This is a genomic window from Bradyrhizobium sp. P5_C11_2 (assembly GCF_054049755.1).
Genome location: NZ_JBFULT010000027.1, coordinates 1 through 14,816, shown reverse-complemented (window position 1 = coordinate 14,816; position 14,816 = coordinate 1). Strand labels below are relative to the sequence as shown.

General features: G+C 65.3%; 15 protein-coding genes. 5 read left to right on the top strand and 10 right to left on the bottom strand.

Annotated features, from left to right (window positions below; all coding sequences use genetic code 11):
• Window positions 1–75: 75 nt before the first annotated feature.
• The gene (locus tag ACXJL8_RS05050; protein WP_456621234.1) at window positions 76–750 is read right to left on the bottom strand and encodes a lectin; all 675 of its coding nucleotides are present in this window, start codon (window positions 748–750) and stop codon (window positions 76–78) included.
• A gap of 329 nt (window positions 751–1,079) precedes the next feature.
• Between ACXJL8_RS05050 and ACXJL8_RS05045 the strand changes: the two genes are divergently transcribed.
• The 4 genes from ACXJL8_RS05045 (at window position 1,080) to ACXJL8_RS05030 (ending at window position 4,610) form a co-directional block, all read left to right on the top strand.
• A complete protein-coding gene (locus ACXJL8_RS05045; protein WP_456684696.1) occupies window positions 1,080–2,081 on the top strand; it encodes an NrtA/SsuA/CpmA family ABC transporter substrate-binding protein in 1,002 nt (333 codons plus the stop codon).
• A 182-nt stretch (window positions 2,082–2,263) separates the two neighbouring features.
• Window positions 2,264–2,920, top strand: coding sequence for an ABC transporter permease (locus tag ACXJL8_RS05040; RefSeq protein ID WP_456684695.1), 657 nt, complete (start codon window positions 2,264–2,266; stop codon window positions 2,918–2,920).
• Between the two features lie 20 nt (window positions 2,921–2,940).
• The gene (locus tag ACXJL8_RS05035; protein ID WP_456621339.1) at window positions 2,941–3,780 is read left to right on the top strand and encodes an ABC transporter ATP-binding protein; all 840 of its coding nucleotides are present in this window, start codon (window positions 2,941–2,943) and stop codon (window positions 3,778–3,780) included.
• A 104-nt stretch (window positions 3,781–3,884) separates the two neighbouring features.
• Window positions 3,885–4,610 carry a Crp/Fnr family transcriptional regulator gene (locus tag ACXJL8_RS05030; protein ID WP_456621231.1) on the top strand — a complete coding sequence of 242 codons (726 nt, stop codon included), beginning with the start codon at window positions 3,885–3,887 and terminating at the stop codon, window positions 4,608–4,610.
• A 10-nt stretch (window positions 4,611–4,620) separates the two neighbouring features.
• Here ACXJL8_RS05030 and atzF read toward each other — a convergent pair whose 3' ends face one another.
• The 9 genes from atzF to flgB all read right to left on the bottom strand — a co-directional run bounded on the left by atzF (window position 4,621) and on the right by flgB (window position 13,748).
• Entirely contained in the window at window positions 4,621–6,006 is a 1,386-nt protein-coding gene (gene atzF / locus ACXJL8_RS05025) for an allophanate hydrolase (protein ID WP_456621230.1), read from the bottom strand.
• Between the two features lie 170 nt (window positions 6,007–6,176).
• Complete coding sequence (locus tag ACXJL8_RS05020; RefSeq protein ID WP_456621229.1) at window positions 6,177–7,169, bottom strand: Tim44 domain-containing protein; 993 nt, start codon at window positions 7,167–7,169, stop codon at window positions 6,177–6,179.
• Between the two features lie 394 nt (window positions 7,170–7,563).
• Entirely contained in the window at window positions 7,564–10,146 is a 2,583-nt protein-coding gene (gene cckA / locus ACXJL8_RS05015) for a cell cycle histidine kinase CckA (protein WP_456684694.1), read from the bottom strand.
• A gap of 160 nt (window positions 10,147–10,306) precedes the next feature.
• Entirely contained in the window at window positions 10,307–11,380 is a 1,074-nt protein-coding gene (gene flhB / locus ACXJL8_RS05010) for a flagellar biosynthesis protein FlhB (protein WP_456684693.1), read from the bottom strand.
• Between the two features lie 9 nt (window positions 11,381–11,389).
• A complete protein-coding gene (fliR, locus tag ACXJL8_RS05005) occupies window positions 11,390–12,160 on the bottom strand; it encodes a flagellar biosynthetic protein FliR (RefSeq protein WP_456621226.1) in 771 nt (256 codons plus the stop codon).
• Between the two features lie 17 nt (window positions 12,161–12,177).
• The gene (fliQ, locus tag ACXJL8_RS05000; RefSeq protein WP_015684971.1) at window positions 12,178–12,441 is read right to left on the bottom strand and encodes a flagellar biosynthesis protein FliQ; all 264 of its coding nucleotides are present in this window, start codon (window positions 12,439–12,441) and stop codon (window positions 12,178–12,180) included.
• Window positions 12,442–12,574: 133 nt separating this feature from the next.
• A complete protein-coding gene (gene fliE, locus ACXJL8_RS04995) occupies window positions 12,575–12,883 on the bottom strand; it encodes a flagellar hook-basal body complex protein FliE (protein WP_456621225.1) in 309 nt (102 codons plus the stop codon).
• Window positions 12,884–12,899: 16 nt separating this feature from the next.
• Window positions 12,900–13,325 (bottom strand): flagellar basal body rod protein FlgC, encoded by a 426-nt coding sequence (gene flgC / locus ACXJL8_RS04990; RefSeq protein ID WP_456621224.1) that lies wholly within the window; start codon window positions 13,323–13,325, stop codon window positions 12,900–12,902.
• Window positions 13,326–13,343: 18 nt separating this feature from the next.
• Window positions 13,344–13,748 carry a flagellar basal body rod protein FlgB gene (gene flgB, locus ACXJL8_RS04985; protein WP_456621223.1) on the bottom strand — a complete coding sequence of 135 codons (405 nt, stop codon included), beginning with the start codon at window positions 13,746–13,748 and terminating at the stop codon, window positions 13,344–13,346.
• 347 nt (window positions 13,749–14,095) lie between these two features.
• On the opposite strand from flgB, the gene ACXJL8_RS04980 reads away from it, so the two are divergent.
• Window positions 14,096–14,816 (top strand): flagellar biosynthetic protein FliO (locus ACXJL8_RS04980; RefSeq protein ID WP_456684692.1); only part of this gene is annotated, 721 nt, incomplete at its 3' end.

The window sequence follows — 14,816 nt, the reverse complement described above, 5'->3', positions numbered from 1 at the left end:
AACAGTCCGTGATTGCGTTGCGGCGAGTGTAGCACGCAACCACGGACGCCATGACGGTGGACGGTGCTCCGCGCCTCAATTCGCCGCGAAGCAATACAGCAGCCCGTCGCCACCCGTGCTCTTCAAGTCGGCCTGCGAGCAGCCGCCATCGGGACCGCGCGAGGGGTGCGAGCTGTTCCACGATTTCGACGGCTCGTCGTCACGCAGGCCCCGCCGGTCGGCATGGCCGACCACCGCAGCACCTTGCGTGCTCGACGACCAGTTCTTGCAGGTCTTGTCGTCGCCGGCGGCGAAGGCGGTGCCGTCGGGTTGCGTCCCCGTGAGGATGTCGTGCCGGTTCGGCGTATCGCCGGCTCCGTTGGTGACCTCGCCCTTTTCGCTGAGCGCCGTCTGCTTGGTCAGGTTGTTGGCGGGGCCATGCAGCTCGGCAACGTCCTTGGCGATGACCGCGCCCTTCGAATTCTGCCACGGCCCCTTGCCGATGCGGTCGCGCGCGTTGACGGCCGGCTTGCCGTCGGCGGTCTGGGTCGAGAGATAGGCGCGCCAGGTTCTGGCGCCGGCACCGGCCGATTGCGCGAGCTTCTGGCAGTGCGCATCGGCCCCTTCCAGGCCGCCGAGATCGGCACCTTTGCCCGGCCCGCTCGAGGTCACAAAGAAGGTCATATCGGCTGACTGCGCCAGCACCGATGGACTTGCGAACACCGCGAGCGCGGCGCCTGCTGGCACGATGACCCTGGCAAAAATGTTCATCCTATCCTCCCGATTGGTCCTGCGATTGCTCCTGGCTGGCCCGCTTTGACCCTCTGACACGAACCCGTCACGACGGACATTATTCCGGATTCCGGCGGCCGCCCACCGCACGCGCGTCACCTCGCGCGGCGGCGCGGGACCGGCCGCCCCCGAAGGCCGTGTCGATTAATTGCTTCCCGAGACCGTAGCGCCGGGCGAGCATACCAACGTGGGCCGATCCTCAAGCGATCGCCCAGGGGAGGACGCGGGAGTCTGTAGCGGAACCGTTCAGGGCGGTATCCGCGATCACATCGGGGCTGCCGCCGGGCGCGGCGTGAGGGGAGATCGTCATGCACTGGAACACCGTCCGCCCAATCGCGGCAATTGCCGGCTATGCGGCACTTTGCTGCCTTGCCATCGGTCCGGACTGCGCCTCGGCCGCGGAATTGCTCAAAGCCAGGCTTGCGCAAAACCTCGGACCGATCTCCGGCCTTGCGATCGTCGCCAAATCGAAGGGGATTTTCGAAAAGAACGGACTGGACATCACGGTCTCGAACTTCACGTCCGGCAAGCAGTGCCTGGACACGGTGATCGGGGGCGGCGCCGACATCGCGACGACGGCGGAGGCGCCGGTCACCGCTTCAGCGATGGCAAACCAGCCCATCGCCTTCGTCGCCGGCATGGAATATTCCGACCTCAAGACGGTCGTCGCCGCCAAGGCCGGCGTCARGACCAAGGCCGATCTTCGCGGCAAGCGAATCGGATTCACGGCCGGCACCGGCAGCGAGGTCTACACGGCGACTTTGCTGAAGTCGGCGGGATTGACTGCCAAGGATGTCACCCTCGTCAATCTGCGGCCGCAGGAGATGCTGCCGGCACTTGCGGCAGGAAGCATCGACGCGATCGACACTTGGGAACCCCACATCGCCAACGCCAAGAAGGCCCTGGGCGAAGCCGTCGCTCAGCTCGATACAACGGGCACTTACTCGGAAACGTTCAACATCGTCGTCATGAGGCCCTATCTGGATGCCAACCCTGCGCTGGTTGAGAAGTTCATCGCCGCGCTGATCGATGCCGAGGTCTGGATGAAGGCGCACCCGGATGAAGCGATCACGGTCGTGGCGGACGCGGTCGGCATGAAGCGGGACGAACTCGCCCCCATCTGGGCCGACTATGTTTACCGGGTGCGCCTCGACGACCGGCTGATCGAGATTCTCAAGACCCACTCCGCATGGCGCCTCGAGAGCGGCAACCATCCCCCGGGAGCGGCGATGCCCGACTTCAGCAAAGTCGTCGTCACCGAGCCGCTGAAGAAGGTCGACCCCTCACGCGTCACCCTCACGTGGAAATAGGCCCCCGCACAGCCATGCCAGACGGCACTTCAGCGCGACGAGAGATTGCTCTCCGCACTGGCGGTCGCGGTCGGCGGCCGGATTCAGCGCGTCTCCGCCGCCTCAATATTCTGGTCGGGGCGCTTTCGCTTCCCCTGTTCGTCGGCATCTGGGAACTGGTCTCCCGTTCCGGGGCCGTCAACATGGTGCTGTTTCCGCCGCCGACGGTGGTTGCTGCGGCCGTCCTTGAGTGGATACGCAGCGGACAGTTCCTTGGCGATCTGCTGGCCAGCCTCTTTCGCGTCACCACGGGGTTCATCGTGGGCGGCGTGCTCGGCATCCTGCTCGGTATCCTCACCGGCCAATTCCCCGTCGTTTCGAGCTTGCTGTCGCCGCTATTCCATATCCTGCGGCCAATTCCGCCGATTGCTTTCGTGCCGATCGTCATCCTCTGGTTCGGCCTGTCGGAGGCGGGAAAGCTGTTCCTCGTCGTATGGGGCGTGTTCTTCACGGTTTGGCTTGCGACCCACATCGGCGTGCAGAAGGTCGACCGCGGCCTGATTCGGGCGGCGCTGATGCTCGGCACGCCCCGGCGGCAGATGCTCCAGGAGATCGTACTGCTGGGCGCGCTTCCCTACATCGTGGTCGGATTGCGCACCGCCGTCAGCATCTCCTTTTACACGCTTGTCGCCGCCGAACTTGCCGGCGCGTTCGCCGGCATTGTCTACAGGATCGAGATTGCGCAGCAGAATTTGCAAACGGGCCAGGTCATGGGCGGGCTCGCGGCGCTCGGGTTGATTTCGTTCATTGCCGACCGGCTGTTTTCGGCTCTTGCGGAACGTACTGTCTGGTGGCGTTGATGTCGGGACCTCGATCGATCATGAAACTGGCTCTGGCAAGTTCGCCAGCCTCCGTCGAGGAGGAGCGGAAACAACCGGCCATTCAGGTCTCGAACCTGAGCATCGTTTTTGACACCAACCGCGGGCAGACCATCGCGGTGGATCGCGTTTCCTTCGACGTGGCGCCTGGCGAGTTCGTTTGCATCGTCGGGCCCTCCGGCTGCGGCAAGTCGACGGTGCTCAATACGATCGCCGGACTGGAAGTGCCGTTTGAAGGCGACATCCTGGTCGAGGGCTCGCCTGTCTACAGCCCGCGACCCGATGTCGGCATGGTGTTCCAGCAGCCGCATCTTTTCCCCTGGAAGTCCGTCCGCAGGAACATCGCCCACGGCCCCAGGATGCTCGGGAAGTCCACGACGCAAGCCAATGCCATCGCCGACGATCTGATCGCGATGGTCGGCCTCAAGCGTTTCGCCGACGCCTATCCGAACACGCTGTCGGGCGGCATGCAGCAGCGCGTGGCGATCGCGCGAGCGTTGGCCAATCAGCCCCGGGTGCTGCTGATGGACGAGCCCTTCGGGGCCCTCGACGCACAGACCCGGGCGGTGATGCAAGACAATCTGCTGGAGCTGCGCGACCGGATCAAGGCGACAATCGTGTTCGTCACGCATGACATCGATGAAGCCATCGTGCTGGCCGACCGCGTTCTCATCATGAGCGCGGGACCCGGCCGCATCCTGCGCGAAGTCATGGTCAAGCTGCCGCGCCCGCGGTCGAGCACCATCATGGTCGAGCCAACTTATCTTTCCCTCAAGAAGGATTGTCTCGACGTCATCCGCGCAGAAGGGTTGCGGGCGTTCAATCAGTCGGACGCGAGCTGATCGCCAAGAAACTCGCAGCCTGAACTCGCAGATCGGGAAGCGCACCACAACGCGCTGGCATGGTTCTTGAATGATCGACGCTGGGCCTCACAGCGGAGCCGGCGATGCACAGGGCGAACAGCGCGATAGCGGCAGGTGTGATGCTGGCCGAGTCGGATAATCTCGTCAGGCCGCTGCCCGGCTTGCTTGACGGTCTCAACCGGGCTGATTGCAATCGCTTGCGTGCGATCGGACGCGAGAAGGCCCTGGAAGCCGGCCAACTGGTTTGGTCCCAGGGCGACGCACAGGCCGGGATCTACCTGATCAGCGAGGGGCGCATACGCAGCTACTATGCGGCCCCGTCGGGGCGCGAGGTCACGCTCGCCTACTGGTTTCCCGGCAACTTCGTCGGCGGCCCCGATATATTCGGAACAGGCCCGCACATGTGGACATCGGTTGCGGCCGAACGCAGCCGGTTGACGTTCATGCCCGGACCGGCGCTGCGGCGGCTTGCGCTGGAATCGCCGGCGATCGCCGTCGCCTTGCTGGATGCCCTGGCCTTCAAGGCGCGGTGCTATTCGGCGATGGCCCAGATGCTCGGGACGCGCTCGGTGACCGAGCGGCTGCATAGCCTGCTGATCTTCCTGTCGCACGTCTACGGCGTGAAGCGCGACGGCGAGATCGTCGTCGGCATGCCGTTTACCCACGGCGATCTCGCCAATCTCATCGGATCCACCCGCCAATGGGTGACAGTGCAGCTCGCGCGGCTCCAGGAGGAAGGCGTGATCAGGTACGACAGATCCGTGATTTCGATCCTGGATCTTTCGACGCTTGGGCAGGAGGCGGAATAATATCCGCCTTTCAGCCGCCAGACTTCAATTCGAACGCCGCTCGGCCTGCACTGGCCTCGAACCGCCGCGCCAGTCCGATCAGCGCGCGATCATGCCAGGCCGGCGCCAGCAGGGTCACGCCCATCGGCATGCCGTTCGGCAATGTCGCGTTCGGAACCGCCACGCCGCAGAGATCGAGCAGATTGGCAAAGTACGAGTAGTAGCCGAGGCGATTGTTGAGGGTGACCGGATCGCGATCCATCTCCTCCAGCGTGAACGGCCGCGGTGCGGTCGGGACCACCAGCGCATCGATCCCCGCAAAGATCGCTTCGGCATTGCGGCGAAGCCGGTGCAACAGGTGAATGGCACCAAACGTGTCGATCGCCGAATAGCCGGCGGCTGAGCCCAGCACGGTCCTCGTGACATCAAGCAGGGAGCCGGAATCGATGTCCAAAAGCGAAGCGATGGCCGAGTGCCGCTCCGCCACCCAGGGTCCGCTGAACATCAACTCCCCGGCCTGGCGGAACGGGGCGAAGTCCACCTCAATCGCCGTTCCTCCGATCTGCGTGAAACGCTCGCAGGCGCGCTCATAGAGCTCACCGCATTCCGGCATGCCGAAGCATTCGAGATCGGCGGGCGCAATGCGGCCGAACCGGAACGATGGCACCGCCCCACCGGCGAATGAAACCGCCCTGGGCACGCGGCTGTAGGGATCTTCGAAATCGAACCCTTCGATAATGTCGAGGATCGCCTCGCCATCGCTGACGGTATTGCAGAACACCGAAACGCAATCGATCGTCGGGCAATTCGGCACCAGCCCGCGTGATGACACCAGCCCAACGGTCGGCTTGATCCCGACGATGTTGTTGAAGCCGGCAGGTATGCGGCCGGACCCGCCGGTATCGGTGCCGAGCGCGAACGCGACGTGCCCGGCCGCCACGGCGACCGCGGACCCGGAACTGGAGCCGCCCGCAACATAGCGCGCATCGGCAACCGACGCGCAGGGGCCATAGGGCGAACGCGCGCCGGACAGGCCTGTGGCGAACTGATCGAGATTGGTCTTTCCGAGGCAAATTGCGCCGGCCGCGGTGAGGCGTTCGACGCTGTGCGCGGAATGCCAGGGCGTGTAGCTGAACGCCGGGCATGCGGCAGTGGTCGGCATTCCCTCGACATCGATATTGTCCTTCACGCCAAAGGGAATGCCGAGCAGCGGAAGATTTTCGCCTGTCCGGGCGCGCGCCACGAGCTTGCGGCAGGCTTCGAGCGCCTCCTCCCGCGGGCGGAGATAGATCCAGCAATTGCGGTCGCGCTCGGCCTCGATCCGGTCATACGCCGTTTCGATCGCCTCCAGCGGCAGGGACGAATTCCTGGCGATGGTTTCGTGATTTGTCCTGGGGCGCGCGACAGACTGACTCACCGAATATCTCCTTCTCCAACCGTCAGGAGCGAAATTGCGGGAGCTCTGCGCGGGCAACAAGCAATTAAGTGCTTCGCGCCAATGGCCGGCCGGATCAGGATATACGCGGCTTCAAAAGAAAAAGGCGCCGTGCCGGAGCACGACGCCCTTGTTGTTCAATTCGCTGGCGGTCAGTTGGTCTGCTGGATCGCCGACAATTCCCAGCCGCTGCCCGGCCGGCGCGCGAAGGTCCAGACTTCGGTGACCTCGCCCGGCTGCTCGCTGCCGGCGACGATCGCGCCGGTGTTGCGGTCGAGCGTCTTGTCGGTGAGCGCGAAACGCAGCGCCACCGTGGCATAGTCGGTCTCGCCTTCGCGCCAGGCTTCGGCGAGGTCGCCCTGCAACAGTTTCACGTTGGAAGTCCTGTTGACGACGTTGCGCGCGCGATTCTCGCCAAGGTCCTTCTCGAAATAGGAGACCATCTCCGGCGTCGCGAGCGTATGCAGCTTTGCCACGTCCTCGTTCGACCAAGCGGCCTGGATCTCGCCGAGCAGGCGCTCGAACGCCTCATAGTCGTCCGGCTTGATTTCGAGCGGCGCATTGTTGGCGCCGAAGCCGAAGCCGCCACCAAGACCGCTGCGATAGTTCGTCTGCGGCGCCGGACCGGCACCGGCATCAGCGTTGGCGTAGGCCGCCTGCGGCGTGTGGCGGCGCTGCCACCACGACATCGCCAGCCGCACCACGACCACCACGAGCACGATCTGGATGATCAGGCCGAGGATCGACGACAAGCCGCCGAGGCCGCCGAACAGGCCGCCGCCGAACAGCATGCCGAGCAGGCCTGCGCCGAGGAAGCCGGCCGCGAGGCCGCCCATGAAGCCGCCGGCGCGGCCAAACAGGCCGCCGCGCGCGGGCGTGGCTGCGGCCGAGTTCATGCCTGCGCCCGGCTGGGTGTAGGTGCGGTTGAACTGCGAGGTCGAGCCCGGCGCGGTCGTGGTCGACGGCGGGGCGGAGTAGGTCCGCGAGCCGCGCGAACCCGACGAGAAGCCGCCGCCGACGCGGGCGTCGGCGGACGAGATCGCCAGCGCAGTCGGCAGCGCGAGCGCCAGCACGACGGCAATCGTCTTGAAGAGACTGCGGCTACGTTGCGAGAAAGTCATGTTCGTTTCCCAAATCCCCGGCATGGGGACGTGCTCTTAAGATGGTCAGCCTTCCCGAAAAGGGAAGCCGRTTTCGGAACTTATGGCTGCGGCCCTCAGTCGCGGGGATGTGGCAAAAGCCCATATTTGGCGGAGGGTTGAGGCGCGACTGCGACGGAACCGTGGTCGCTGGTTACCGGCGCGTTTACGACGAGAATTCATCTTACAACTGTAACTTAAGGAATCGCCTGAGATCTGCCCGATGTCGTCCTGGCGAACGCCAGGAGAACTCAGGGGACCCATTACCCCAGAAAGCAATTTGGCAAAGACCGGGCATTCGGGATTGGCAGCGTGCGCAATCGATAGATCACGCCGTATGGGTCCTGGCGTTCGCCAGGACGACGACGGAGGTTGTCGCGCGTCCTTCGTTCAAACGCGCTCACCCCGCCTTGGCCATCGTCTCCTTCACCGCCGCCACGAGTTGGCTGAGCGTGAACGGTTTTGGCAGGAAGTCGAACTGCTGCCCTTCCGGCAGGCTCTTCTCGAAGGCGTCCTCGGCGTAGCCGGAGACGAAGATGAACCTGATTTCGGGGTTCTTCTCGCGCATCGCCTTCAGAAGCGTCGGGCCGTCCATCTCCGGCATCACGACGTCGGAGACGACGAGATCGATCCCGCCGCTCTGCTCCTCCAGCACCTCCATGGCCTCGACGCCGTTCTCGGCCTCGACCACGGTGTAGCCGCGCGAACGCAGGCCGCGTGCGTTGAGTGCGCGCAGGCCCTCTTCGTCCTCGACCAGGAGGATGGTGCCCTGTCCGGTGAGATCGGTGCGCGGCTTGGCTTCCGCCGCGGATGCGGCTTCCTTCGCGGCGCCATTGGGTGCGCCGGCCGCCGGCGCCGGCTGCTCGACCTGCGCTTCCTGCTCGGCATGGTGGCGCGGCAGGAAGATGTGGAACGAGGTGCCCTGCCCCGGCTCGGAATCGACGTAAATGAAGCCGCCGGTCTGCTTGACGATGCCGTAGACGGTGGAGAGCCCGAGACCGGTGCCCTTGCCCACTTCCTTGGTCGAGAAGAACGGCTCGAAAATCTTGTCGCGGATGTCGGCGGGAATGCCGGTGCCGGTGTCGGCGACCTCGATCCGCACATAGTCCGCGGCCGGCATGCCCTTGTAGGCGAGCTTGGCCGCCTCGTCCGCGGTGACGTTGGCGGTGCGGATGATCAGCTTGCCGCCGTCGGGCATCGCGTCGCGCGCGTTGACCGCGAGATTGACGATCACCTGCTCGAACTGGGAGACGTCGACCTTCACCGGCCACAGATCGCGGCCGTGGATGGTCTCCTGCTTGACCTTCTCGCCGATCAACCGCCGCAGCAGCATGGCGAGGTCGCTGAGCGCATCGCCGAGGTCGAGCACCTGCGGCCGCAGGGTCTGCCGCCGCGAGAACGCGAGCAACTGCCGCACCAGGGTCGCAGCGCGCGTCGCGTTCTGCTTGATCTGCATGATGTCCTGGAACGACGGATCGGTCGGCTTGTGCGCGTTCAGCAGGAAGTCGTTCGCCATCATGATGGCGGAGAGCACGTTGTTGAAGTCGTGGGCGATGCCGCCGGCGAGCTGGYCGACCGTCTCCATCTTCTGCGACTGGTTGATCTGGTTCTCCAGCGCGCGCCGCTCGGTGGTCTCGAGCATGTGGACGATCGCAGCTTCGGTGTCATGCTCGGCCTCGTCGACCGGCGTGACGAAGAATTGCCCCCAACGCTCCTTCGTACCCTCGAGCGCCACCTCGACCGGCGCGACGTCGGCGTGGCCTTCGGCGGCCTGGTTGATGGCCGCAATCAAAAGGTTCCGGTCGCGCGTATTGACCGCGCGGAAGATCGATTTGCTGGCGCTGTCGAGCCCGAGGGCCTGCCCGAGCTTGGCGTAGCGCGCGTTGGCGCGCACGACATTGCCGCCGCGATCGACGGTCGCAATCGCCATCGGCGTGTGGTCGAAGAAGCGCATGAAGCGCACTTCGGCGGCGCGGTCGGGATCGCTGCGCTCGTCGCGGGCGCGGCTGATCACCAGCGTGCGCGACGGTCCCGGCGCGCCGTCGGCGCCGAAGGCGAGCTTGTGATAGAGCCGCACCGGCATGGTCTTGCCGGTGCGCATGCGCAGGTCGATGTCAAAGACCTCCGTCTTCACCTCGCCCGGCACCGCCACGATCGCAGTCAGAAGCGAGGCGCCGTCGCCGGAGACGATGTCGGCGAGCTTGAGGCCGCCCGAGCCGATCTCGGCGAGGTCGTAGTCGAGCCAGTTCGCCAGCGTCGCGTTGACATAGGCGAGCTCGCCGGCAGGATTGACCGAGAAGAAGCCACAGGGCGCGTGATCGAGATATTCGATCGCGTGCTGGAGTTCCTGGAACACGTCCTCCTGACGCTCGCGGTCGCGGGTGATGTCGGCGATCGACCACACCGCATATTTCGCCTCGCGCTTGCCGGTGCCGAGCGGGCGCACCCGCATGCGCAGCCAGCGGCCCTGGCTGCCGTCATGGCCGGAGATGCGAACCTCTTCCTGCTGGCGTTTGCCCTCACGCGCGGCCTTCAGCAGGCGGAACACCGCCTCGGAGACGTCGGGATTGCCGATGAAGACGCGCTCGACCGGGCGCACATCCTGCGGGCCGGCGGCGCCGGTCAGGGTCAGATATGCGGCGTTGGAATAGACCACATGGCCGCGCGGATCGGTCACCGCGAGCCCGTCGAAGGCGTGGTCGGCGATGCGCCCCATCACGGGATCGTCCAGACTGCGGTCGACGAAGCGGATGATGCCGGCGGCAAACGCAAACAGGTTGAACAGGCCGACCATCGCCAGCACGGCCAGGATGCCGAGAATGTAGGGCTGCGCCTGCGCGCGCCCGAGCGTCATCAGACCGACGGCGACCGCGACGAGGCCGGCAGCCACGAGCAGCACCAGCGCAATGCTGCCCGAGCGCGGCGACGGCTCGTGCGCCGCAGCGGGTTCTCGCGTGAGGTCGTGGTCGGTCTCGGCGGTCATCTCAAGCTGGCGCAGCCTGTCGGCAGAGAATCAACGCGCTACGGGGCGCGCCGGGTCCTCCCTGCCTGAATCGGACCCGCAGGCGCAAGGGTGGCAGAGGCGAAACGTACGCTGATTCCCACATTACGGCCATTTCCGGTACTTTTCGGGTATTTTATCCTCACCCGGCGCCAAATCCGCGCTTCAGCCGCATGACGTAGCCGATGACTTCGGCCACCGCATGGTAGTGCTCCGTGGGGATTTCCTGGTCGATTTCGACGGTGGCGTAGAGCGCGCGGGCCAGCGGCACGTTCTCGACGATGGGGATGTCGTGCGCGCGCGCGATCTCCCGGATCTTGAAGGCGAGGTTGTCGACGCCCTTGGCGACGCAGATCGGTGCCTGCATGCCGCGCTCGTAGGACAGCGCGATCGAATAGTGGGTCGGGTTGGTGATGATCACGGAGGCCTTGGGAACCGCCGCCATCATGCGCTTCTTGGCGCGCTGCTGCCGCAACTGCCTGATCTTGCCCTTGATGTGCGGGTCGCCTTCGGACTGCTTGAACTCTTCCTTGATCTCCTGGAGCGACATCTTCTGCCGCTGGAACCAGCTCCGGTACTGGAAGAAGTAGTCGGCGATGGCGACGATCGCGAGCGCCGCGACCACCGCGCCGAGCAGATGGATGGTCATGCTGGTGGTGGCGCCAAGCAGGGCCGCCGGATCGAGCTTGACCATCGCCTCCATGCGGTGCCGTTCCGGCCACRGGATCATGGTCATGACCACGCTGAGCGCGATCAGCTTGCCGATGCCTTTGAGAAAATTCGCCGCCGCCTGCTTGCCGAAGATGCGCTTGAAGCCGGCGCCGGGCGAAATCTTGCTGAATTTGGGCTTCAGGGATTCGGCCGACCACACCAGCCGGTGCTGGAGCATGTTGCCGGCAATCGCCGCCAGCGCCAGCATCAGCAGGGGCACGCCGACGGCGGCGAGCACCGCGAATTCGATCTGCTGCATCAGCGCGAGCAGAGCCCGGGCGTCGGTCTTGATCATCCAGGAGTTGGCGAGCAGGTTGCGCATCGGCGTCATCAGCCCGCTGCCAACCGAGCCCGAGAAGGTCGAGACCACGAGCGTGCCGCCCGCGATCATGAACCAGGTGTTGATCTCCTGACTTTTGGCGACGTCACCGCGCTCAAGGGCGTCTTCGAGACGCTTTTGGGTCGGGTCTTCTGTTTGGCTCTCCGGATCGTTGTCTTCCGCCATCGAGCCCTCTTATTTCAACGGCATCATCTGGTGCATGACACCGATGAAGTAATCCAGAAATGTGCCCATCATCGCCGTGATGACGACGCCGAGCACCAGGAAGCCCGCGAAGATCGAGAGCGGCACGCCGACGAAATAGACCTGCATCTGCGGCATCAGCCGCGCCAGCACGCCGAGCCCGATGTTGAAGACGAGGCCGAACACCAGGAACGGTCCCGAAAGCTGCAAGCCGAGCAGGAACGCGGCCGAAAAGGCCCGGGTGGCGAGCGAGGCGACGTCGCCGCTGGACACGGTCTCGCCCGGCGAGAAGATCGAATAGCTGTCGTTCAGCGCGGCGATCACCAGGTGATGGCTGTCGGTCGCGAACAGCAGCGTGATCCCGAGCATGGTCAGGAAGTTGCCGACCAGCACGCCCTGCTGGCCCTGGGTCGGATCGACCGAGGTGACGAAACCCAGCCCCATCTGCTGCGCGATCACGGCACCGGCGACCTGGAGCGCCGACAGCGTCACGCGCGCGGTCGCGCCCAGCACGATGCCGATCGCGATCTCATGCAGCATCAGCACCAGCAGCGGGGCAATCGAGCCCATGTCGACGTGGTAGGCGTTGCGGTGCAAGGGCAGGATGATCAGCGTCAGCAGCAGCGCGATCGACAGCTTGATCCGCGTCGGGATGTTGGTTTCGCCCAGCCCCGGCAGCAGCATCACCATCGCGCCGACCCGGGCGAAGACGAGCATGAAGGCCGCGGCGAGCGCCGGCAGCAGCGAGACGTCGATGCGCATAATTCACGCATTGTGCCTCAGCCGCCGATGATTCGCGATGATATCCGCAGCATGTGGGAATGGAGTGCGTCGGCCATGAACGGCAGCGCCAGCAGCATTGTGGCAAAGATGGCCAGGATCTTCGGCACGTAGATCAGCGTCTGCTCCTGGATCTGCGTCAGCGCCTGGAACAGCGACACGATGACGCCGACGACCAGCCCCACCACCATCAGCGGCGACGACACGATCACGATGGTCCAGATCGCATCGCGCGCGACATCGAGGGTTTCAGGTCCGGTCATTGCAATTCTCGCTTTCAGTTACGTTCGTCATTCCGGGGCCCGCGAAGCGAGAACCCGGAATCTCGAGATTCTCAGGTGCGCAATTGCGCACCATAGTTCGGTGCTTCGCACCGCCCCGGAATGACAGCGCCCATCAGATCGGCATCTTCAAGATGTCTTCATAGGCCGCGATCACGCGGTCGCGGACCGAGACCAGCGTGGACACCGCGACGTCGGTGTCTGCGACCGCGGTCACCACATCCATCACATTGGCCTTGCCGGCGGCCATCGCCACGGTCTGCGCGTCCGACTTGCGGCCGGACTCCATGACGCTGCCGACCGCGTCTTTCAGCAGCGAAGCAAAGGACTGCGCGGGCGCCTCGCTGCCCTTGCCGGCGCCGCTGTTCTCCAGCACGCGGGCAAGGTTGGCATAGGCATTGGCTGCGATTGTCGGTGATGCCATGGCTTAAGGATCCTGTTCAGGACTTGAGGATATCGAGCGTGCGCTGGATCATCCGGCGCGTCGCGCTGATGATGTTGACGTTGGCCTCGTAGGACCGCTGCGCGTCGCGCATGTCGGTCATCTCGACCACCGAATTCACGTTGGGATATTTGACGTTGCCGCTGGCGTCCGCCGCCGGGTTGTTCGGCTCGTATTTGACGCGGAAGCTGGACTGGTCGGGCCGGATCTTGCCGAGGGTGACGACCTGCGCGTCGAGCGTGCGGTCGAGCGCGGACGAGAAGGTCGGCACCTTGCGGCGGTATGGATCGCCGCCGGCGGTCTGCGACGTCGAATCCGCGTTTGCGATGTTCTCCGAGATCACCCGCATGCGCCCGGCCTGCGCGCGCAGGCCGGAGGTCGCGATCGCCATAGAGCGGGCAAAGTCGCTGCTGTCATTCGCCATGATCTGTTTCCTTCAGCTCTAGCCCTTGCCGATCGCGGTCTTGAGCAGATGCAGGCTCTTCGAGTAGAGCGAGGTCGCCGCCGCATAATCCATCTGGTTGCTGGCGGACTTCATCATCTCTTCCTCGAGATTGACGGCATTGCCCGCGGGGCGGGTCTCGAAGCCCGCGTTCTTGTTCTGGTCGAAGTTCGAGGCCGCGCCGGATGGCGTCATGTGGGAGCCGCTGGTGCGGGTGAGCGCCAGGGGGCCCATCGAACCCGTGACGGCGCCGCTCTTGTCGAGCTTCGGCTCGACCAGGTCGCGTGGCCGGAAATTGGGCGTATCGGAATTGGAGACGTTCTCGGACAGGACGCGCTGGCGTTCCTGGTGCCACTGCATCTTGGTGCGAAGCGCCGACAGCACCGGGAGGTCGTTGATGGACATCGTTGCGGCTCCTTCCGCCCTCGGACCGTTGCCCGAAGCTAGGCAGAATTTGCCGCGTGTATGGTTAACAGGTGGTTAAGGCGGCTGCAGACGGATGTTTCCGATTGGGACATGCCCCGGCGCCCCCGTGATTCTACGCCCTCAAAAGTGGCATTAACCCAACCGTTTGGCGGCGCATTCGCGGGCCAAGAAGTCGTTTTGGATCGGGCGATTCATAGGTTATTAAGAGTTGGGGACGGCAAAACTTGCCGTGGGACATTAAGAGATCGCAGTTTGGGGCATCGCACGCCCGTGGTCGGCGCACCTGACCATGGGCATGAGAAAAGCGCCATTTGTCGGGGACAAGTATGCAAGGCAGCCCTATCACCTTCATCGTCGCGTTCATCGTCGTTCTGGCGTTGATCGGCGTCGCTGCATGGCTGGTTCGCCGATTCGCCACCAGCCGGCTCGGTGCCAACACCCAGCGTGGCAGGATGCCCCGGCTCGCCGTGATCGACGCCGCCGCCGTGGACGGCCGCCGGCGCCTGGTGCTGGTCCGGCGCGACAATGTCGAGCATCTCCTGATGATCGGTGGCCCCACCGACATCGTCGTCGAGCCGAACATCGTGCGCGCCGCGCCCGGCCGCGACCAGCTCCCGCAGCGTTCCAACGCCGCCGAACCGCCGCGTCTTGCGCCCATGCCGGACACCGGCGGCTGGGCCGACGAAGCGCCGCGGCCCGAACTGCTCGATCATCCCGAGCCGCAAATGCCGGAACCGCCGCCGCGGCCCGCGCGCCCGTCATTCGCCGACGAAGTGCGCCGGCCGGCGCCCGCTCTGGCCGAGCGCCGCAGCGATCCTCTCCCCGGCTTTACGCCCGAGCCGATCGCGCCGCCCCGCCCCGAGCGTGAACCGCGGCCGGAGCCGATGCCGCCGCGCGTCGCCCGCGGCGAACCGCCGCTGATGCCGCGTCCGCCACGTCAGAGCGAGCCGGTGAAGGTGCCGCCGGTGCGTGCCGAGCGCGCGGTCGCGCCGCCGCCGCCCCCGCCCGTGCCGCAGGCTCCGCCTGTGCCGGTGGCGCCGCCCGTTC